The organism is Photobacterium sanctipauli, from assembly GCF_003026495.1.
Classification (GTDB): domain Bacteria; phylum Pseudomonadota; class Gammaproteobacteria; order Enterobacterales; family Vibrionaceae; genus Photobacterium; species Photobacterium sanctipauli.
The window spans coordinates 339687-360190 of the sequence record NZ_PYMA01000001.1 but is presented as its reverse complement, the minus strand read 5'-3'; the positions used below and the strand labels follow the sequence as shown (position 1 = coordinate 360190).

Genomic DNA, 20504 nt, shown 5'->3' with positions numbered 1-20504 from the left:
ACGGTAAATATAATTAGTTGCCGGCACTGCTATCGTAAACAATCTCGCCTTCCAGTATGGTAATCAGCACCTGCGTTTCGGCTATCTCTTCGATAGCCAGCTGGGTGAGGTCTTCATCTAATACAACCAAGTCGGCTGACTTTCCGACCGTGATAGTGCCGGTAATGTCGTCTAGCCCAAGGCTTTTGGCTGCATTAATGGTATAGGCATCAATGGCGGCATTAATATCTGGCATACCTGTCTTGCCCATGATCAGGCTATTGCGAATACCGACTAGCGGGTTGATGTCGTGCACATTCCAGTCGCTGCTCAAGGTGATATTTGCGCCGGTATCGACTAGGCGACGAATTTGCATCAGCGAACGTGTTCGTTTTGCCCCCAGAAAGGCTTCAGCCCAGCGATGATCGTGATAGGCCACGTAATCTGAGCCGACTTGAAAATCAGCGGTGACATTGAGTTGCTTGAATCGAGGTACATCTCGACTGCTTACCAATTCAACATGGGTAAGGGTATAGTCTTGGTTTGAACCTGCTTTACGCCTGGATTCAACCGCATTGAGGGATTCCCGAATTGCGCTATCGCCAATGGCATGGATATGGGCACCGAAACCGATACTATCGAGTTTTTGCAACCATGATTGCATTTGCTCTGGTGGGATGTAATTGATGCCATTAGGCTCATCTTCAATATAGGTGGATAAATACGGGGCGAGGGTTTTCGCAGTCCCGTTAATGAAAATGCCGTCGCTATACATTTTCACCTGGTCGACGATAATCTTTGAGCCCTGCTTGTTGCTGCGAATATTATTTAAGTATTGGAGTTGCGGCTCCATGGCATCTTGGGGGTATATCCAAGGGCGTAGCGATACTCGGGCAGTTAGTGTTTGGTCTTTCTCTGCTTGTTGCCATACTTCATACCAGCCCCGTTTCCAGTACATGCGACCATCACCTATGGTGGTAATGCCGTGGCTTGCCGCTTCTTCAAGTCCCGCTAGCAGGCCGTCGTAACTTAAATTGAATTGGTCATCTAGGCTGTTCCAAGCGAGTTCCATCACTATGTCACCCGCATTATCGAGCAGGATGCCATTAAGATCGCCGGTCAGCGGGTTCCTTAACAGTTTCCCACCTTGAGGTTCAGGCGAACTCTCGTTAATACCGGCAAGATCTAATGCGGTTGAATTCACCCACATTGAGTGGGAAGTTTGCTCCATGATGACAACGGGTTGGTTCGGGAAGATCGCATCCAGTACTTGGCGGGGTGACAGTGCCTCTGGATCCTCTTCTTGTTGCTCTAGAATACGATCGATAGAAAAGCCATAACCCGTAACCCATTTCCCTTTAACTGCATGTTGCTGGCACTGTTTAAGGTAGGGAATTTGAGCATCTAAGTTACCATCCGCTGCGAGTTCACAGCTACCGCCGGCTTCAGAGGCTGCTTCAAACACATGGTTATGATTATCGATAAATCCTGGCATGATGAACGCGCCATCCATATCGATAATTTCTGTTGCTTCCTCTTGGTGCTTCAATACAGCATTGTCACTGCCAATGTGGGTGATGATCCCTTCATCAATAGCGATGGCAGTAGCTGCTTGGTTGTAGATATTTGCGTTGATGATAATGGTATCAGCGGTGTTGTCGGCTAACGCTGGTGATACCAAAGCCATACATAATCCGATCCAACTGGCTTTGATGAGATGAGCCATAGTGCCTCTTATTGTTAGTTTCATGCTCAAAGAGCCAGTAAGCGCCTTACTCAATTGTAATGGCTATTGCTATTAGTTGCATGGTTTTGTTATGACTAAAGTAGCAAGAGCAGCAATGATTGGGCATTGCTAACTATCACGGTTGCATAATACTAAAATATTGGACAATCTTGCTTGTATTTTAAGACGCATAAAGGTGGTGATACTCGTCTTATGAATATTTCATATTACTTTTTTATGACTCTTGTAATTAATTTGTTTTTTGCAGTAATAAAGTGTCACTAAAAAATATAATTGTCGTTTTTATTGTCTGATATTTCACTATTGAGAGTGAATTTTAACTTTGATTATTTTATTGGTTTTAATTTTTTGTTGTACTCATTTGGAAATGAAATTTATTAGCATTCTTTTATTTGATAATTTCCGTTGTTGAGAAATAAAAATTTACCCACCATGCTAAATTTATTCTATCTTCCCGTTGTTTAAGAAGATGCGGTATTAAAACTACGTTCTTGTCTAGGTGAGAAGTTGGTGGGCTGTATGCTATATAAAATAAGAAATACTAAGTTAAAAAATAATAATGAATTAAAGTTTAATACTACTAAAGGAGTAATTATAGGGCTAAGTCTATTTTCATTTAATGCTTATGCGAATGATGCATTTCCTTCTTTTCCAGGGTTTCCAACATCTAACCCTGAAGATATGACTTATATTGAGGAGTTTGGGAAAAGGCTATTTTTTACTGAAATTTCGATTAATCGAAACCAATCATGTGCATCGTGCCATACTTCCGATACTGGTGGTACGGGTGGTGACTCTGAGGTTAACTTAGGGCAGGTTGCCGTGACGGGGTCTGATGGTTTTAGTGTGGGTACACTAAAGCCGCCAACAAATAAATATGTCCAGTTTTTGGACTATAAAGATGGCAAGATTCGGGGTTTAGAAAACTTTGATAATGAAGGACGATGCTTCTTCCAAATTCCAAATGGGCCTCGAATTATTCTTCCATGTGGTGGTGCCTTTTGGAATGGTCGAGCAACAGGGTTTGAGCTAGAAAAACACGTTGATGTATTCGAGGGCATTGATCACAAATATCATAGTATGTATAGCAAGTATTTAGGTCCAATGACTGATCAGGCGCATGCTAGCCCATTTATTAACCCTGTTGAGCAGGCTTTACCTAATATGTATGAGGTCTGTAAACAAGTAAAAAAATCACTTTGGGGGCCGCAGCTTTATCAATATTCTTGGGGTAAAAAATTACGTTGTAGTAGTGACAAAGATGTTAAGCAAGCCTTTGGTCGATTTGCTGTCTCATTAGCTGCATGGCAAATGTCGAAGGATAATAACCCATTTCATACAAAACGAGATCATGCTCTTGCGAAAGAAATTAAGAAGGCCGAAGAAAATAATGAACCAATCTCTTTAGCTTTTGAGGATTTCTCACCTCAAGAGAACTTTGGTCGCTTTATGTTCTATACCAAAGCGGCATGTAATGCTTGTCATGTGAGTGATGGTGATACATTTGGTGTAACGCCAGGGCAACGCTATACCAATGATAGATATTTTAATATTGGTGTACCTCGTAACCATGAAATCCCTGAAAACCCAGAGCCTAATGAAGGTGTCTTTGCGATGACGGGTAACTTTAACCATATGGGCCAACATAAAGTACCGACGGTACGTAATGTAGATAAACGACCATATGAAGGTTTTGCCAAGGCATACACCCATAATGGTTGGTTTAAAACATTAGAACAGTTGGTTCATTTTTATAACTCGTCAAATGTAGATTACGATCATGAGGCTTGTGATAATGCTGTCGATGACGATGCGAAAATGGCGATATCGACTGCATGTTTCTTTGGCAAAACACGTTGTACTGGTTCTGACGTGAGTGTTGAAGAGGCGATGGATCAAAATTGTTGGCCAGAGCCTGAGTTTGACCATAACATAGCAACGTTTGCTGTTGGTGACTTGAAACTCACTGAACTGGAAGAGCTTGCTGTTGTTGCCTACCTGAAGACATTGACGGATCTGTCTGACGTGAAAGCACCATCTCAGTATATGGCAGAAATGTATAATGAAGGCCGTTTAGTCAATAAGTATGGTGAAGAGCAGCAGCATGAGGAACCTTCTCATTCTGTTGAACAGCCAGTTGACCCTAGGCATTCACGCCCGAGCTTTTCTCGACGCCGATAGAACCGGGATACTGAAGTAAAATGATAAAACCTTGGGCTGTAATATGGCCCAAGGTTTTTATTTTTGTGCTCAAGGACGAATGTTAATAAACGTCGAGATCTTGCGCCATGACGTACTTTCCGTTGTAGAAGCTACGGAATTCTTGATCAATTGATTCTTCCCCGGCGCCGAAGTAAAGCACGTGGTTTAGCACTAATAGCTTTGGTTTTATTCGGTCGCCAATTTTAGCCAGCTCCTCGGTCGAGGTGTGGGCGGCTTGGTGGTATTTCTGCCAATCAGGAGTACGCTTGGCAAGCCCTTCCATGCTGTAAACTTCATGGATAAGAATATCTGCCCCTTCGTAATGCTTAATCACGTTTTCGTCGTAGGCGGTATCACCAGAGATGACAATCACACGATCAGGGGTGGTGAAACGAAAGCCTAACGCATAACCATCAGGCCAGTCGCCGTGGCGTGCATTGAAGGCTTCAACTTTTACGTTGTCATCCTGATATACCACGCCCTCTTGCTTGATGGTGGTGGTATTGACTTTATAGCCTTCCGGGGTCGCTGGCTGCTTGCCCTTCATGCGGTGTTCAATATCAGTAGAGTAAGCAGCGAGCACATTGTTGACCATGAATTTGGTGTTTGGCGGGCCAAACAGTTGTAGCGGTTCTTTTCGGCCAAGTACCCATGGGGTCAGAATGATATCGGGTAGGCCTGTAGTATGGTCAGAGTCGAGGTGGGTTAGGAAAGCGGTTTTCAGAAAGGTTGGGCGCATGGTATTGCCTGGGAATCCGGCGAAACCGAGCTGCCTAGCCGCGTCCATTTGTCTGACGGCGCCAGGGCCGAAGTCGACAAGATAGACCTGGTCGTTAACTACAATCGCGATAGATTGGCCAGAGTGTTTGGCATCGTTGAAGGGAGTCCCGGTACCCAGCATTACCACCTTGGTGATGTCAGAAGGTTGGTATGCGTTGCTATCTGTATTCGCATTCACCAAATGCGGCATAAAAAACGAAAAGATCAACACGGGTAGCATTAACAAAAAAGAGTGTAGCTTTGTTGGCATGTTGCTGTTCCTTTTGAAGTTGTTGTCCAAGTACATAGGAAGCCCAGCCATACTGATCTTATTGTTGTTGTATGGCCGGGGTGCTTCGGTTGTGGAAGTTAGAATTGCATCTCAGGGATCTCTCCCTGAACAACGAGCTCTCCTGCGGTTTTTTGTTTAATTTCTTCAACGCTGACACCCGGCGCGCGCTCTTTGAGCCAGAATGCGCCATCTTTGATTTCCAGGTAGGCCAGGTCAGTCAGGACTTTCTTGATGCAGCCTGCGCCAGTAAGCGGAAGGGTACAGCTTGGGAGTAGCTTTGAGTCACCATTTTTCGAGGCGTGGGTCATGGTGACAATGATGTTGTCGGCGCCGGTAACCAGATCCATGGCACCGCCCATGCCTTTAACCAGTTTGCCCGGGATCATCCATGACGCGATATTGCCCCAAACATCGACTTCGAAGGCGCCGAGTACGGTTAAATCAACGTGGCCGCCGCGGATCATGGCGAACGATTCGGCTGATGAGAAGATTGAGGCGCCAGTAACAGTTGTGACGGTCTGCTTACCTGCGTTGATCATATCGGCATCGATTTCGTCTTCAGTCGGAAATGCGCCCATGCCCAATAGACCGTTTTCAGATTGCAGCATGACTTCCATGCCGTCGGGAACATAGTTGGCAACCAGAGTAGGAATACCAATACCAAGGTTGACGTAGTAGCCATCTTGAAGTTCACGCGCAACGCGCTGTGCCATTTGCTCACGAGTTAAAGCCATTTTTTGCTCCTTGCTGGGCAAGCACTAATGATGCTGTGCCCTATTGAAATTGTTGTTCTGTGGAATGTTTTATTAACCGGTTAGCGTGTCGTGCGCTGCTCGATACGCTTCTCAAAAGTGCCTTTGATGACACGGTTAACGTAGATCCCCGGCGTGTGGATTTGAGTTGGGTCTAACTCACTAGGCTCAACAATTTCTTCGACTTCCAATACGGTGATCTTGCCTGCGGTTGCAGCAAGCGGGTTGAAGTTTTGTGCGGTATGGCGATAGATAGCATTGCCGTAACGGTCGGCTTTCCAGGCCTTAACAATGGCGAAGTCGCCTGTGATTGAGCGCTCCTGAATGTATTGTTTCCCGTCGAACTCGGCAACAGGCTTACCTTCAGCAATCGGGGTGCCGTAGCCTGTAGCAGTATAGAAAGCTGGAATACCCGCACCGCCTGCTCGCATTTTTTCGGCCAGTGTACCCTGCGGTGTTAATTCAACTTCCAGTACGCCAGATAGCAGTTGCTCTTCAAACAATTTGTTCTCGCCCACATAAGAGGCAACCATTTTTTTGATCTGGCGATCTTCAAGCAAAATACCAAGGCCGAATTCATCGATTCCACAGTTGTTGGACACCACGGTTAAATCACGGGTACCACGTTGTTTAATGTTGGCAATTAGCCCTTCCGGTATACCACATAAACCGAAACCGCCTGCAATCACGGCCATGCCGTCTTCAAGGCCGTCCAGTGCTGCTTCATAGCTGTCGACGACTTTGTTAAATCCTGCCATGGTTCTATTCCTTCTAAAGCCTGATGATGTTCCCGTATTGGGAGCTGTCTGTTTTTATTGGGTGGATATTGAATCTTGAGATTGAAAAAGAGGGCCGGGCGATGACGGCCCGGCTAAATATTGCCACTCACGCTGTTATCTTGTTATGTCGACTATTGTTATGCTTGCGGTGCGTTATCTGGGTGGGCGGCAATGAATGCCTCCAATTCATTACACGCCTTGTCGATAGCCACCAAGGTTGGGTAGTCGCTCAGCGGAAGGTTGAACCGCTTAGCGTTGTACATTTGCGGGACGAGACAAATGTCGGCCAACGTTGGTGTGTCACCGCAACAGAATGGCGTTCCCTGGTGCTTTAGTTGCTGTTCTAATGCAGCGAATCCTTTGTGCAACCAGTGGTGGTACCATTGCTGCTTTTGCTCTTCATAGACCCCAAGTTCATTGGTGAGATACTTGAGTACCCGAAGGTTGTTGAGTGGATGGATATCGCAACCTACTTGGTAGGCCAGCGACCGGCATTGGGCCCGCGCAAGGCTACCTGCGGGTAGGACGGAGGGGGTGTCTGGGAACGCTTCGTCCAAGTACTCACAAATGGCCAGCGACTGGGTGAGGATATGCTCACCCGTGTCCAATGCCGGTACCAGCCCGGCAGGGGCAATGTCGGTATATGAAGGGTCTGACTGCTCGCCTTTCAGCAACGATACCGGTACGCTCTCCCAGCCAATTTGCTTTAGGTTTAAGGTGATACGCACACGGTAAGCGGCCGATGAGCGGAAATAGTCATAGAGCTTCATGAGTTACCCCTTTTCGGTTGTTATTGAGATACTGGGTACTGGACGACGGTTTGGTCGATAGCACCAAAGATGCTGTTGCCCTGGTCATCGAACATCTCGATGCGTACCTGGTCACCGAACTGCATGAATGGTGTTTTTGCTTCACCGAACTCGATGATTTCCAGCATGCGCTTTTCAGCTAGACAGCATGAACCACTTGAGCGGTTAACGTTTGACACCGTTCCTGAGCCAACAATGGTACCGTTGCCAACATGGCGGGTTTTCGCGACGTGGCTAACCAGCTGGGCGAAGTTGAAGGTCATATCAACACCGGCATTCGGGTTACCAAACAGCTCATCGTTTAGGTGAACGGTTAGCGGGTGGTGAACCGTCGAGTCACGCCAGTTATCACCAAGCTCGTCTGGTGTGATAGCCACAGGCGAGAAGGCCGACGCAGGCTTAGACTGGAAGAAGCCGAAGCCTTTGCCCAGTTCTGATGGGATGAGGTTACGTAGTGATACATCGTTTACCAACATCAGCAGCTTGATGTGAGACGCCGACTGCTCAGGTGTTGAGCCCATAGGTACGGTGTCAGTGATCGCGGCAATCTCTGCTTCGAAGTCGATACCGTAGCTTTCTTCACGAACGCTGATATCGTCGCGAGGGCCGATAAAGCCATCACTCATACCTTGGTACATGAGCGGATCAGTCCAGAATGAAGCTGGCATTTCGGCATTACGGGCCTTACGAACCAGTTCAACGTGGTTCACATAAGCACTGCCGTCTGCCCACTGGTAGGCGCGAGGCAGTGGCGATGCACATGCTGCTGGATCAAAAGCAAAGGTATCTGCACACTGTTTGTCGTTGAGTTGTTGGTAGCGTTCTTCCAGCTTGCCTTCAACTTGTGCCCAGCTGTCCAGTGCATGTTGCAATGTAGGCGCAAGGTCACTGGCACTAACGGCGGTGGTTAAGTCACGCGAGACAAGGATCAGCTGACCATCAAGGCCGTTTTTAAGAGAAGCGAGTTTCATTGTGTTATTCCTTTACTAACTTATTTTTCAATCCATGAATTCACGTAGTCGGTGTTCTCGACACCTTGTGGTAATTCAGGTACATCTAGCGGCATGCGAGTATCGATCATGACCGCAACCTCGTCGGTTTCTTTCTTGGCATGCTTGGCGCCCGCAGCGGCAGCTTTCGGGTGTGGGCCATGCGGGAAGCCACAAGGGTGAAGCGTTACCATGCCTGCTTCAATGTTGTCGCGGCTGAAGAAGTCGCCTTTGTGGTAGAACAGCACTTCATCGTAGTCATCGTTGTTGTGGTAGAACGGTACTTTCAACGCGCCTGGATCCGATTCGATAGGGCGTGGCACAAACGTACAGATAACAAAACCATTGGCAACAAAGGTGATGTGTGCTGATGGCGGCAGGTGGTAGCGGTGGCTCATCAACGGGCGAATATCACGCCAGTTCAGCTTGAATACAGTCAGGTTGCCTTTCCAGCCTTGCGCATCGAGCGGGTTGAATGGGTAGCTGATTTGGTTCATCTGGTTGCGGCTCTTAAGCAGTACCGTCCAGTTGTCGCTGCTGCTACGCTGGGCGTCAAACTTGTCGTTGATGGTTGGGTATTCCAACACTGCCGGATCAAAGATGGCGTGGTCACCAACGATACCGCGCTCAGCACTCATGTATGAGCCATTGGTCGCTTCAATCATCAATACCGATACCGGCTCGTTGATTTCGATACGCCAGTTGGTTGAGCGTGGGATCATCAGGTAATCACCATCGGTGAAGCTGATGTGGCCGTAGTCACAGTACAGGTCACCACTACCTTGGTGGATAAACAGCACATCATCACCGTCGCCATTGCGTGCAAGTTCGGTCATGTTGCTGTCACAGTGCCACATGCGTACCTTGACGTTAGCATTGCTCAACAGCTCGGTCGCGTTGAAAGGCTGGTTGGTTTTTTCTTCCAGCTTGTTGGTATCAAATGCTCGCGGCTTAAGCGGGCCTTGCCACTCAGTCCAACCCGTTGGCGCATGGGTGTGGTACATGTGGGTTGCCGGACCGAAGAAGCCTTCTTTGCCAATTTCGCGCTCAAAGCTCTGCTCTGGTAAGTCGCAGTGGGCTTGGTTTGAGGCTTTTCCTTCTTTGATAGGAAACTGGAACCACTTACGCATTGTTGCTCTCCTCAGTTGGTGCGGCAATATCAAGGGCTTGCTGCAGAATGTCGTTATTTCCAATATGGTTTGCCAGAGTCAAAATGAGTCGGGCATTGATTTTTTGGCTTAGCTGCTCGTCACCGTGGCGATGAAGATCAATCAGGCGGTTATAAAAGCCATCGGTATCGTCCAGGTTCGGCGTTAAGATCAGCTGGTTGTTGGTGTTCGGCGTTGTCATCACAATCTCTCCTATCCGTTACACGTTGCTTTAGCGATGGCCTGATTAATATTCTCAGGATTGAATTCACGCCAGCGTGCCGTTACGTGCTGATCGGGGCGGAAGAGGTAAGTCGTTGATGGCTGGGCATCAAAGCGATCAAACAACACGTTAGATTCATCTTGAAGGGTAGTGATACCTTCTGGTAGCTCAATCAACTCGGCCTCTTTGCTAAACAGCACGAGTGGCTTAACCGGGATGGCTTGCTTGGTTAATGCCTGAAGCGCTTCCGTTGGGATATCGCTGTTGCTGTCGGCAAAATAAATGGCGGTGAAGGCGTTACCGATTTGGTTTAGCAACCAATGCTGCGAGCCGTCTGCCAACGTGACAGGTGCATCGGTCGATACCGTGCCCGGTAGCATTTCGCTGCAGAATGTCTCGTTGTCTTCGGTATTCAACGCTGAGCCTGACAAGCGAGCCGGCACAGACAGGCGACCAGAATTCACCATTGGGCGAGCGAACTCGTATTGATCCGCAAGATCCAATACCGTGTCACGGAACATCAGGCTGATGTTGTTTTTTGGTGTAATGAAATCGGTTGAACGGGTTGAGTTCATGATGTTTTCATCCGCCGCGTAAACACGCTCATCACTGTAAGTATCGAGAAGTTGCGTCGGGGCTTTGCCGTCAAGAACCAGCTTCAGTTTCCAGATCAGGTTATCTGTATCTTGGATGCCGGAATTGGCACCGCGGGCGCCAAACGGGCTGACTTGGTGTGCGGCATCGCCAGTGAACAGCACGCGGCCGTGACGGAACTTATCCATACGGCGGCAGCGGAAGGTATACACACTGCACCACTCAAGCTCGAAGTCTTCATGGCCCAACATGGCGGCCACGCGAGGGATCACATTCTCGGGCTTCTTCTCTTCTTCAGGATCGGCGTCCCAACCCAAGTCGAAGTCGATACGCCACACGTTGTCTGCTTGCTTGTGAAGCAAGGTTGAGTGGCCTTTGTGGAATGGAGGCTTAAACCAGAACCAACGCTCAGACGGGAAGTCTGCTTTCATGACCACGTCAGCAATCAGGAAGCGATCTTTGAAGATCTGTCCTTTGCTTTCCAAGCCCATCATGGTGCGGATATCGCTGTTTGCGCCATCGGCAACAATCAGGTAATCGCAACTTAGACGGTATTCGCCATCAGGCGTATCGATGGTGAGGAAAACTTTGTCTTTGCAATCTTCGATAGCGGTGACTTTGTTTTTCCAGCGAAGATCAACCGTTTCTGGGTGCTTTTGTGTTTCATCAACCAAATACTCTTCCATGTAGTATTGCTGTAGGTTGATAAAGCCTGGGCGGCGATGGTGCGCTTCAGGCAACATGTTGAATTGGTAAACCTGTTCTTCCTCAAGGAAAACTTTACCTGTATTCCATGTCACGCCTTTGTCTACCATACGCTGGCCAGCTTCACCGGCTACGCGGTCAACGACTTCAAGGAATCGCTTGGCGTAGCATACTGCTCGCGAGCCCACACTCACGGTATTGTTGTCGTCAAGTACCACAACAGGCTGGTTATGCGTGGCGCAATCCAATGCAGCAGCAAGACCGATTGGCCCTGCACCAACGATGATGACAGGGTGGTGAGCGGTATGTGTCCCCGCTTGATCTGCGTGCTTCACGTAGTCATAAACAGGGTTGGTATAGGTTGAGTGCATTTATGTATCCTCCATTCCTTGGCGGTTTACAGTGCGTCTTGTAGTGAGTGCCACATTTCAGTATCACGCTCTGCTGTCCAGATGCGAGGATTCTCGTAGTCGCCTGCTTCGTCGTAACAGCGTGTAATATCGAACGGTAGGCAATGCTCGAAGATCACCCATTCCGCATATTTAGGTGCAAGGATTTGGTAGGTATCGCGGTAGCAATCAGCCAGTGATTTACCGGCTTCTTTACCTGCCTTCACCGATTCAAACATGGTGCTTACGAATGCGCGGGTGCCTTCGATAGCGTCCTGACATAGGCGAGGTGTTGTTAGTGCCTCACCACGACCTGGTACGAGTTGCTGAGGCTCAAGCGCTAGCAGCTTGTCCAGCGTGTTTGGCCATTCTTTGTGGTAGGCGTCACCTGAGTATGGGGTAGCACCGTATTCAACCAAGTCGCCAGCGAATAGGATTTTCTCTTCAGGAAGCCATACCACGGTATCGCCTTTGGTGTGGCCTGCACCTAGGTGCATGATTTCCACTTTGCGTTTACCCATGTATAGGGTCATCTTCTTGTCGAACACAACGGTTGGCCAAGTTAGGCCCGGTACCGTTTCTACACCGGCGAATAGGCGAGGGAAGCGACCAACTTCTGATTCATAGTCTTGTTGGCCACGCTCAACAATCAGGTCGTAGGTGTTTTGGCTGGCAATGATGTTTTCAGCGCCATAAGCAGATGCACCCAATACGCGTACAGCATGGTAGTGGCTTAGGACGATGTGCTTGATTGGCTTGTCTGTTACTTCGCGGATGCGGTTGATAACGTCCTCGGCCATGGCAGGGGTTGCTTGTGTATCGATGACCATGACGCTGTCATCGCCAATGATGATACCCGTGTTCGGATCGCCCTCTGCGGTATAGGCGTAAACCCCTTCGGCTAATTTATCAAAGCTGACTTTCTTGATTTCAACGTCAGCATGTGAAGCAAACTTCTTAGTCATTTTGAGCATCCTTTCAAACGGTGATTGAACCTGTTTAGCCGTTTCTTTGATGTGGCTGAGTACAACAGAGATTCATTTATGGTTAACAGTAGTTCCATTGCTTATTAGTTGCAAATGAAACTAAATTTTCATTAACAATATTGCTAACAAACCTTGAGCGCAATTAGACTAAAGTCTAATAAAATTGGCGTTGATAGTTCTTTAAGAGCATGTTTTATTGTTAATGGATGGTTAAAAAATAAATAATCAAACAACAATGGCTCTAGTAACATATTGTTACAAGTGAAACAAAAGGAAGGATGTATGTCAGTTTCAAAAACGGCGCTACTGCTTGGTGCCACTGCTATGCTGTCCGCGTCATGGAACGTTTTTGCCGCACCAGAGAAAGTCATTCGAATCAGTACTTGGGGATCGCCTAATCACGGTGTGAACAAGGTTATCTGGCCGACATGGGGGGAGTGGATCGAAGAAGCAACCGACGGTCGTGTAACGGTTAAAGTGGAGTATGATTTAGGTCCACCGCAGTCTCAGGTTGACTTGGTCACCGACGGCATTGGCGAGGTAAGCTGGATTTTCCATGGTCATAAGCCGGGTCGATTCAAACTGACTCAAATGCCAGAGATTCCTACCTTCACCGAAGGGGCAAGTTCTGAGATTTCGTCTGTTGCCTACTGGCGTACCTATGACAAATACTTGAGCAAAGGCAAGGAGCACCGGGGCTTAGATGTTATGGCGGTTGCCGTTCATGGACCGGGGCAGATCATTACCCGCGAAGAAGTGAAATCTTTGGATGACCTTCGTGGTCAGAAAATCCGTATCGGCGGCGGTGTGATTGGCCAGTTGGCCAAAGAAATGAAAGTCACCTCTGTTTCTATCCCAACCACCAAGGTGTATGAATCCCTTTCACAAGGTGTTGTTGACGGTACCTTCCTCACCCTTGAGTCACTCAGTAGCTTCCGCCTAAATGAAGTAGCGCCTTACACCATGGTGGTGCCGGGTGGTCTATACCGCGGGAGTTTCGCCATTGTGATGAACAAAGATACATTGCGTGGTGTTTCGAAAGAAGACCGTGAAGCGATCATGGCGGTATCAGGTGAAAAGTTGTCGCGTTTGTTCGGTAAAATGATGGATGATGCTGACATCGCCGCTGTTGAAGCCGCGAAAGCTGCCGGTAACCAGTTTAGCTACGCCCCAGACTCGATGGTCGCTGAATTGAAGGTACTAGGCAAAGATCTTCAGACCGATTGGTACAAAACAGCGAAAAAGCGCAAGGTTGATGGCCCAGCCGCTTACGACTTCTACCAAGACCAACTTACCGCATTAGGTGAATGATGATGAATGCTCGTATTTCAACGGGCATTAAGCGAGGGCTAGAAGCCCTCGCCGCCCTCAGCTTAGTGTTAATGATGGTGATCACTTTCGTTGATGTCTTCGGCCGATATTTCTTTGATATGCCCATTACTGGCGCGACGGAGTTGATAGAGGTTTTGCTGGCCGTCATGGTGTTTATGGCATTTCCGCTTGTTTCTTGGGATGAAGAGCATATTAGTGTCGATTTGCTCGATAGCTACTTCCCGAAGCGCTGGATTAACATTCGCCAGGTTGTCATTAACCTAGTGTGTTCAGTGGCACTGATTCTGGTGGCGATGACCAACTGGAAATTAGCGGGTCGTTCATTGGAGTATGAAGAAGTGTCAGAAATCCTGGAGATCCCAACGGGCTATGTGACTTACTTAATCGCAGTGACTGGCTTTGTTGGCGGGGTACTGACACTGGCGAATGCGGGTGTATACACGAGGAAGATGTTTTCCGGCCGCGCTGCGACAGGTGACGTTGTCGCGAACACTGAAATAACTGAAGGAAATAATGGATGATTGCTTCAATTATTGGCTTTGCTTGCCTGCTTATCATGGTATTTCTTCGGCTGCCGTTGGCATTTGCAATGGGCGTCGTTGGCTTCTTCGGCTTCTGGTATCTGGTTGATTATAATTGGATGGCGGCCATGTCAATGGCGGCGCGCCGTATCATTGATACCGGGCAGGATTACAGCTTGTCGGTGATACCGCTATTTATCTTGATGGGTAACTTTGTCACCAAGGCGGGCCTGTCTAAAGAGCTTTACCAAGCGTGTAATGCCTTTGTTGGTCACCGCAAGGGCGGCTTGTCGATGTCGACCATTCTGGCTTGTGGCGGTTTCTCGGCTATTTGTGGTTCGAGCCTTGCGACATCGGCAACCATGTCGAAGGTAGCAATGCCACCCATGCGTAAATACGGTTACTCAGATGGCTTGGCATCGGCATCGATTGCCGCTGGTGGCACCCTGGGGATTTTGATCCCGCCAAGTGTCATGCTGGTGATATACGGTCTACTTACCGAGAGCAGTATTCGCGAATTGTTCGCTGCTGGCTTTATACCGGGCGTATTGGGTATTGTACTTTACTTGATGGCTGTTCGTTGGGTGGTTTACCGTGATCCTACATCAGCTCCTCCGGGCGAGCGCATGAGCTGGAAAGAGCGCTTGATTGCCCTGAAAGGCATAGCGTCAACCATCATGCTGTTTGTTTTAGTGATGGGCGGGATTTACATTGGTGCGTTCACGCCAACGGAGGCCGCTGGGATCGGTGCATGTGGTGCATTCGCATTAGCGTTTTTCCGAGGGGCGCTGAATTATCAAGTGATGCGTGAAATCTTGTTGGATACTGCCAAAACGTCTGCAGCGTTGTTTGCGGTGGTGATCTCTGCCTTGATTTTATCGAACTTTGTCAACCGAGCAGGCTTGCCTGATGCACTTATCGAGATGATTGTGGCCGTCGAGATGTCACCATATTTGGCAATGGCAGTGATCTTGATGATTTACATCTTGCTTGGCTGTGTTTTCGAAAGTATGTCGATGATGCTGCTGACCGTGCCAATTTTCTTCCCCGTTGTGGTGCAAATGGGCTTCGACCCAATTTGGTTTGGTATCGTTGTGGTTGTCGTGACCGAAATCAGCTTGATAACACCGCCGGTGGGACTGAATGTGTTTGTTCTCTCAGGGGTGATAAAAGACATCAAAACGTCGACCATTTTCAAAGGGGTTGTTCCTTTCTGGGTAGCGGATATGGTTCGACTTGCGATTATCGTGTTGATCCCAGGGGTTGCGTTACTTCTGCCCCAAATAATGTATAGCTGACGGAAGCTATCGGTATACTAATAGATATTTGAATTCATAAGTAATAATTAGGCTGTACCACCTATTCAGATTAGTTATATTAGGGAGGTATCAAGAAGTAGAAGGAGGCTGACAGGGATGAAAAATAATTCCAGCTTTGAGTTACAGGAATTCTTTCCCTATAAATTGGTGAAAGTTGCTGATTTGGTTAGCCGAGGCTTTTCGGAGATCTATACCAAAGAGTTTGATATTACCCGTGCGGAATGGCGTTTGATTGCCGCGATTGGCGAGCACCAACCGGTTGCGGCAAAAGAATTGGTCGAGATCACCTATATGGATAAGGTAAAGGTTTCTCGTGGTTTGCAGAAAATGGAACAGAAAAACCTGATTGAAAAGCAATCGGCTGAATTCGATCAGCGCAGTGTGCTGGTGATGCTGACAGAGGAAGGTGAGCAACTGTTTGGTAAATTGATCCCAAAAGCCACCGAATGGGAAGCAGAGCTTCTTAATGCGCTGTCTGCGGCGGAGTACAAAGATTTATCAATGAGCCTAAATCGGCTAGTGCAGCAACTAGAAGATATGAATAAAGCTTAAGGCCTATGTAATAAATAAACAGCAAGTCGTTTATCGGCTTGCTGTTTTTCTATTTCTGCCTGTCAGAAATCAGTGAGAGGCGCTTTGGGGAAGTTGTCGGATTTGTTCAATCTCTCATGCTGATACTCTCTTAACATAGTCGCATGAACACCAAAGAGAGAAAGCACAATGCGCTTTGAACCACTAAAACAAGGTCAATCTATCCCTTTAACATCAGAGTACGACATCCAATTAATTGTTCAGGATGACTTAGCCGATATCCTCGTTATGTTGGAAAACCCCAAAGTGACAGAGTACCTGTTTTTTGCCCCGGCACCCGAATCGCTTTATCGTGGCTTCTTTCAGCCAATTATTGATGATACCCAAGTGGCGGTTAACGAAGGTCGATGGCCCGAGCACCCAACGGTGATTATTCGCGATAAGAGCGGTCGTTATATGGGAATGGGCGGGTTAACTCAGGTTATGTTGCTTGAGGGGAACTTCGAAGTCGGCCATCAGCTACCTGAGCATGCATGGGGTAAGGGGATCGCGACTGCGGTTTGTAAAACGTTAACCCAACTGGCTTTTGAAAGCCTGAATGCCCATAAAGTTGCTGCAGACTGCTATGCAGGAAATGTGGGCTCATATAAAACACTCGAAAAGTGCGGTTACCAACAAGAAGGCCGTTCGGTTGATTATTACAAGCTGGAGAACGGCTTCGATGACCGACTTTACTATGGATTGTCTGCTGCTGATTATGAAAGGTTAGTATCGAAATAGATTGCCGCTGGTACCGTGATGCAATTCCGGCACAGATCACGCTTATTCTGTCTCTGTGTTTGCTATTTGTCGGCTACGCTTAAAACATTGATTTTAAGGAGTTGCCTATGTCTGAACGCGATTATCACATTAAGGTCATGAGTCAGTCTGATTTGCTGTTGGCTATCGATTGGGCCGCAGCAGAAGGATGGAACCCGGGATTGCATGATATAGAGTCCTTCTATGCGGCTGATCCCAATGGTTTTCTCGTGGGGTATTTAGGGGATGAGCCCATCGCTTCTATTTCAGTGGTGAAATATGACCATAGCTACGGATTTCTTGGCTTCTATATCGTGAAGCCGGAATACCGGGGCCAAGGGTATGGCTGGGCATTATGGCAGGCTGGGTTGAAGTACCTTGATGGGTGCAATATAGGTCTTGATGGGGTGGCAGAGCAGCAAGCCAATTACCGTAAATCCGGCTTCGCACTGGCTTATGGCAATATCCGGTTTGAAGGTAATGGGGGAGGGCCTGTACCCGAGCCCAAAGATGGCGATTTGGTCAATTTAGAAACCGTGCCTTTTGATGATGTCGAAAGCTATGATCAAGGCTTTTTCCCTACGGCTCGTACCGCATTTTTACGTGCTTGGCTGATGCAAACTGGCTCCACTGCGGTGGGTATCAAGCAGCAAGGCCTGTTGGTGGGGTATGGGGTTATGCGTCCGTGTCGTAATGGTTACAAGATTGGCCCGCTGTTTGCCAATGATGCACTGGTGGCGGAAGATATTTTTCTGGCGCTTAAGGCTTTGGCAAAATCGTCGGAAAATATTTATCTTGATGTGCCCGAAGTGAACCTGCCCGCCGTGGCACTCGCCCAAAAGTACCAACTTGAACCGGTATTTACGACAGCCAGAATGTATACCAAACAGATACCTGAAATCTCGGTAGATCGCACCTTCGGCGTGACGACTTTCGAGTTGGGGTAGTGTTATATACCTACTTATTTTTGCTGGTTAAATTTGCTGAAGTTATACCTTGAGTTCAGACCTTGAGTTCAGACCTTGAACTCAGACCATAGAGCTACACCTTGAAGTGGCTTGGGTATAGAATACGCACCCGTACCGCGGCATTCTTTAAACAGCAAGTTTTATGAGAAGGTATTATGAAATCAAAGATGTACTCAACGTTCGCTAGCGAATATGACGAAGTCATTCAAGACAACATTTACAATGCATATTTAGAGCGTCCGACTCTACAAGCCATGCTGCCAACCGTGGTGGGTCGTGAGGTAGTTGATTTAGGTTGTGGCTCTGGTGTTTATGCCCAGTACCTGTTGGCGGAAGGTGCCAGCAAAGTGACCTGTATCGATTACTCAGAAGATATGGTGAAATTGGTTTCTGATAAGGCTGAGAAAGCAGGTGTAACCGATAAGGTGGTGGCCTATGCGCAAGATCTTTCTAAAGGGTTGCCAAATGAGGCTGATGCCAGTGCGGATTTGGTGATTTCGCCACTGATGGTTCACTACCTTGAAGATTTGAATCCGCTGTTTAGCGATGTACACCGTGTGTTGCGAGCGGGTGGTTCATTTGTATTTTCGACCCACCACCCGTTTGCTGATTTTGAATGCACAATTTCAGGTAATTACTTCGGACGCGAGCTAATTACAGAACAGTGGAATACAGTCGGTAAGCCAGTTGAGGTGAGTTTCTACCGTCGTTCATTAACCGAGATCACCAACGCTTTGACCCAAAATGGTTTGGTTATCACGCAGATTTCAGAAGGTGAAGTGGCTGAAGAAGTGAAAGAGATGGATGCGGATCGTTATGAGTATCTATCGAAGAACCCGAACTTTATCTTCATCAAGTGCCAAAAGCTAGCTTGAGCCTTAAGCCCTAAATAAAGCGCTGTTATTTGTTAATGACGGGATAACGGGATTGAGCTTGCAATAAACAAGGCCGAGATTTATATCTCGGCCTTGTCGTTTTTACCGATGCCAACAGCTTATTCGTATTATTTCATCAAGCTTGGTGACTTAATCGCTTTCTTCGATAACTCTTTCGCGAACGCTGCAATATCGTCTTCGATGACTTTGACGGATTTTTGCATCTCTGTCATATCGATGTTTTGGATTTGGCGGTTTTCCATAACGATATCGCCATTCACGATCGTGATAGCGACATTGCTTGGGTTGGCTTGGTAAACCAAAGTCGCGTATGGGTTGTAATTGGGCATCATGTTCGGAGACTGGGTCTCTACAATAATGATGTCGGCTTTTTTTCCGACTTCGATGGAGCCAATTTCATCTTCCATATGCAGGGCGCGAGCACCGCCAATGGTCGCAAGTTCAATGACCTGCTCAGGAATCATAATGGTACGGTCTTCATGTTTGAGGCGCTGCATATTAGCGGCATAGCTCAAGGTGCGCCATAGGTCGACTTGATTCGAGCTCATCGGCCCGTCAGTGCCTAAGCCTAGGCGAATATCTTGTTGGTACATATCCCAGGCTGGGGCAATACCTGTGGCGCCTTTGGCGTTAGCCATCGGGTTATAGGCAACACTCGCGTCAGCGGCTTTGATCAAGTCGATATCATCTTGGCTCAAATGAATACCGTGTGCCAGCACCATACGGCTATCGAGTACACCGATTTCTTTCAGCCAGGCTACTGGGCTCAATTGTTCAGTGTTCCCCTCAATTCGCTCTGCCTCGTTACCGAATTCTCCAACATGGATAAGTACAGGTGCAGCTAGCTGCTGGGATAGTTGATTGATTTCTTGCAGTTTCTCTTTTGAAACCGTGTATACCGCGTGTGGCGCGAAAGCGGGGGTGATCAGCGGATCATTTTGGTATTCCGCAATAAAGTCTTTGGCATATTCAATACCGCCATAGGGCTCTGGTGCATCAACCACAGGGAACTTAATCACCGTTTCGCCCAGTACTGCACGCAGGCCCACTTCTTTGGTCGCTCGTGCCATGTCATCCATGTGGTAGTACATGTCGGCATAGGTGGTGACACCGCTTTGGGCAAGGTCGACGGCGCCTAGTTTAGTGGCTTCGTATATTAGCTCTCGACTCAATTTTTCTTTTTCTAATGGGAAGAAATAAGCAAACAAGCGGTTTGAGATCCCTTCTTCACCAAGGCCGCGAAAGGCAATCATAGGCAGGTGGTTATGGGTGTTGATCATGCCTGGCATAACGATGCCATCTTCTGCATCAATCACTTTGGGCGCTTGGTATCGGCTCAACAGGCTTTCGTCACCCACCGCTATGATGGTGTCATCTTGGATAACAATCACGCCATCGTTAATGACTTTTTTGTGATCATTGATAGTGAGAATCTGACCATTGGTGATGATCATCGATGCGTTATAGTTTGTCTGGGGAGCAAGCGCTGAGCAACCGGTTAGCAAAATACCAGCGGCTAATAAAGAAAGTGTACGTTTCATTTTATAGTTGTTTGAAAATAATTATCGAAAAAAGGCTGTTTGGAATGATTGACTGGGTTAACTTGGTAATAAGTCATACAAGTGCTCGCGATAGTAGTCGCAACTGAGTAGTTATGCAAATAGCTATATTTAAAAATGAGAATCTCTGCTGTAAAAAATTTAGCTCAGATACGTGAAATTTTAAAAAAAACTGAAGTGATATCACTTTTTTGTGATTCTATTAGTGTGATCCAGGTCGCATTTTA

At 47.5% G+C, this 20504-nt stretch carries 19 protein-coding genes; 8 read left to right on the top strand and 11 right to left on the bottom strand.

Annotated elements, in window-relative coordinates:
- Positions 1-13: 13 nt before the first annotated feature.
- Positions 14-1705, bottom strand: a complete 1692-nt coding sequence (locus C9I98_RS01595) for an amidohydrolase (RefSeq protein ID WP_036822132.1) — start codon at positions 1703-1705, stop codon at positions 14-16.
- 540 nt (positions 1706-2245) lie between these two features.
- Between C9I98_RS01595 and C9I98_RS01590 the strand changes: the two genes are divergently transcribed.
- Positions 2246-3907, top strand: a complete 1662-nt coding sequence (locus tag C9I98_RS01590; protein WP_107271480.1) for a cytochrome c peroxidase — start codon at positions 2246-2248, stop codon at positions 3905-3907.
- 82 nt (positions 3908-3989) lie between these two features.
- On the opposite strand, the gene C9I98_RS01585 is transcribed toward C9I98_RS01590, so the two are convergent.
- The 9 genes from C9I98_RS01585 to C9I98_RS01545 form a co-directional block, all read right to left on the bottom strand.
- Complete coding sequence (locus tag C9I98_RS01585; RefSeq protein WP_211318294.1) at positions 3990-4958, bottom strand: MBL fold metallo-hydrolase; 969 nt, start codon at positions 4956-4958, stop codon at positions 3990-3992.
- 98 nt (positions 4959-5056) lie between these two features.
- Positions 5057-5713, bottom strand: a complete 657-nt coding sequence (locus tag C9I98_RS01580) for a CoA transferase subunit B (protein ID WP_107271479.1) — start codon at positions 5711-5713, stop codon at positions 5057-5059.
- 80 nt (positions 5714-5793) lie between these two features.
- On the bottom strand, positions 5794-6489 hold the full coding sequence (locus tag C9I98_RS01575) for a CoA transferase subunit A (RefSeq protein ID WP_107271478.1): 696 nt from the start codon (positions 6487-6489) through the stop codon (positions 5794-5796).
- A gap of 158 nt (positions 6490-6647) precedes the next feature.
- Positions 6648-7280: a maleylacetoacetate isomerase gene (gene maiA / locus C9I98_RS01570; RefSeq protein WP_107271477.1), complete on the bottom strand. Its 633-nt coding sequence runs from the start codon at positions 7278-7280 to the stop codon at positions 6648-6650.
- A gap of 20 nt (positions 7281-7300) precedes the next feature.
- Positions 7301-8290: a fumarylacetoacetate hydrolase family protein gene (locus C9I98_RS01565; RefSeq protein ID WP_107271476.1), complete on the bottom strand. Its 990-nt coding sequence runs from the start codon at positions 8288-8290 to the stop codon at positions 7301-7303.
- A 20-nt stretch (positions 8291-8310) separates the two neighbouring features.
- Positions 8311-9438: a homogentisate 1,2-dioxygenase gene (locus C9I98_RS01560; RefSeq protein WP_036817445.1), complete on the bottom strand. Its 1128-nt coding sequence runs from the start codon at positions 9436-9438 to the stop codon at positions 8311-8313.
- Entirely contained in the window at positions 9431-9658 is a 228-nt protein-coding gene (locus C9I98_RS01555; RefSeq protein WP_036817446.1) for a DUF2783 domain-containing protein, read from the bottom strand. Before C9I98_RS01555 ends, C9I98_RS01560 begins: the two co-directional genes overlap by 8 nt.
- 11 nt (positions 9659-9669) lie before the next feature.
- Entirely contained in the window at positions 9670-11349 is a 1680-nt protein-coding gene (locus tag C9I98_RS01550) for an FAD-dependent oxidoreductase (RefSeq protein WP_036817447.1), read from the bottom strand.
- A 26-nt stretch (positions 11350-11375) separates the two neighbouring features.
- The gene (locus tag C9I98_RS01545) at positions 11376-12332 is read right to left on the bottom strand and encodes an MBL fold metallo-hydrolase (RefSeq protein WP_036817448.1); all 957 of its coding nucleotides are present in this window, start codon (positions 12330-12332) and stop codon (positions 11376-11378) included.
- Between the two features lie 303 nt (positions 12333-12635).
- Between C9I98_RS01545 and C9I98_RS01540 the strand changes: the two genes are divergently transcribed.
- The 7 genes from C9I98_RS01540 to C9I98_RS01510 all read left to right on the top strand — a co-directional run bounded on the left by C9I98_RS01540 (position 12636) and on the right by C9I98_RS01510 (position 18697).
- Positions 12636-13664: a TRAP transporter substrate-binding protein gene (locus tag C9I98_RS01540; RefSeq protein ID WP_036817449.1), complete on the top strand. Its 1029-nt coding sequence runs from the start codon at positions 12636-12638 to the stop codon at positions 13662-13664.
- A 2-nt stretch (positions 13665-13666) separates the two neighbouring features.
- Positions 13667-14206, top strand: a complete 540-nt coding sequence (locus tag C9I98_RS01535; protein ID WP_245907065.1) for a TRAP transporter small permease — start codon at positions 13667-13669, stop codon at positions 14204-14206.
- Entirely contained in the window at positions 14203-15504 is a 1302-nt protein-coding gene (locus C9I98_RS01530; RefSeq protein ID WP_107271475.1) for a TRAP transporter large permease, read from the top strand. Before C9I98_RS01535 ends, C9I98_RS01530 begins: the two co-directional genes overlap by 4 nt.
- 117 nt (positions 15505-15621) lie before the next feature.
- Positions 15622-16077, top strand: a complete 456-nt coding sequence (locus C9I98_RS01525) for a MarR family winged helix-turn-helix transcriptional regulator (RefSeq protein WP_036828125.1) — start codon at positions 15622-15624, stop codon at positions 16075-16077.
- A gap of 168 nt (positions 16078-16245) precedes the next feature.
- Positions 16246-16836, top strand: coding sequence for a GNAT family N-acetyltransferase (locus C9I98_RS01520; RefSeq protein ID WP_036828122.1), 591 nt, complete (start codon positions 16246-16248; stop codon positions 16834-16836).
- A 107-nt stretch (positions 16837-16943) separates the two neighbouring features.
- Positions 16944-17801 (top strand): GNAT family N-acetyltransferase, encoded by an 858-nt coding sequence (locus C9I98_RS01515; RefSeq protein WP_107271474.1) that lies wholly within the window; start codon positions 16944-16946, stop codon positions 17799-17801.
- A gap of 176 nt (positions 17802-17977) precedes the next feature.
- Positions 17978-18697: a class I SAM-dependent methyltransferase gene (locus tag C9I98_RS01510; RefSeq protein ID WP_036819289.1), complete on the top strand. Its 720-nt coding sequence runs from the start codon at positions 17978-17980 to the stop codon at positions 18695-18697.
- A 128-nt stretch (positions 18698-18825) separates the two neighbouring features.
- Here the strand turns inward: C9I98_RS01510 and C9I98_RS01505 are convergent, their stop codons facing one another.
- Positions 18826-20259, bottom strand: coding sequence for an amidohydrolase (locus tag C9I98_RS01505; protein WP_036819291.1), 1434 nt, complete (start codon positions 20257-20259; stop codon positions 18826-18828).
- Positions 20260-20504: the final 245 nt, after the last annotated feature.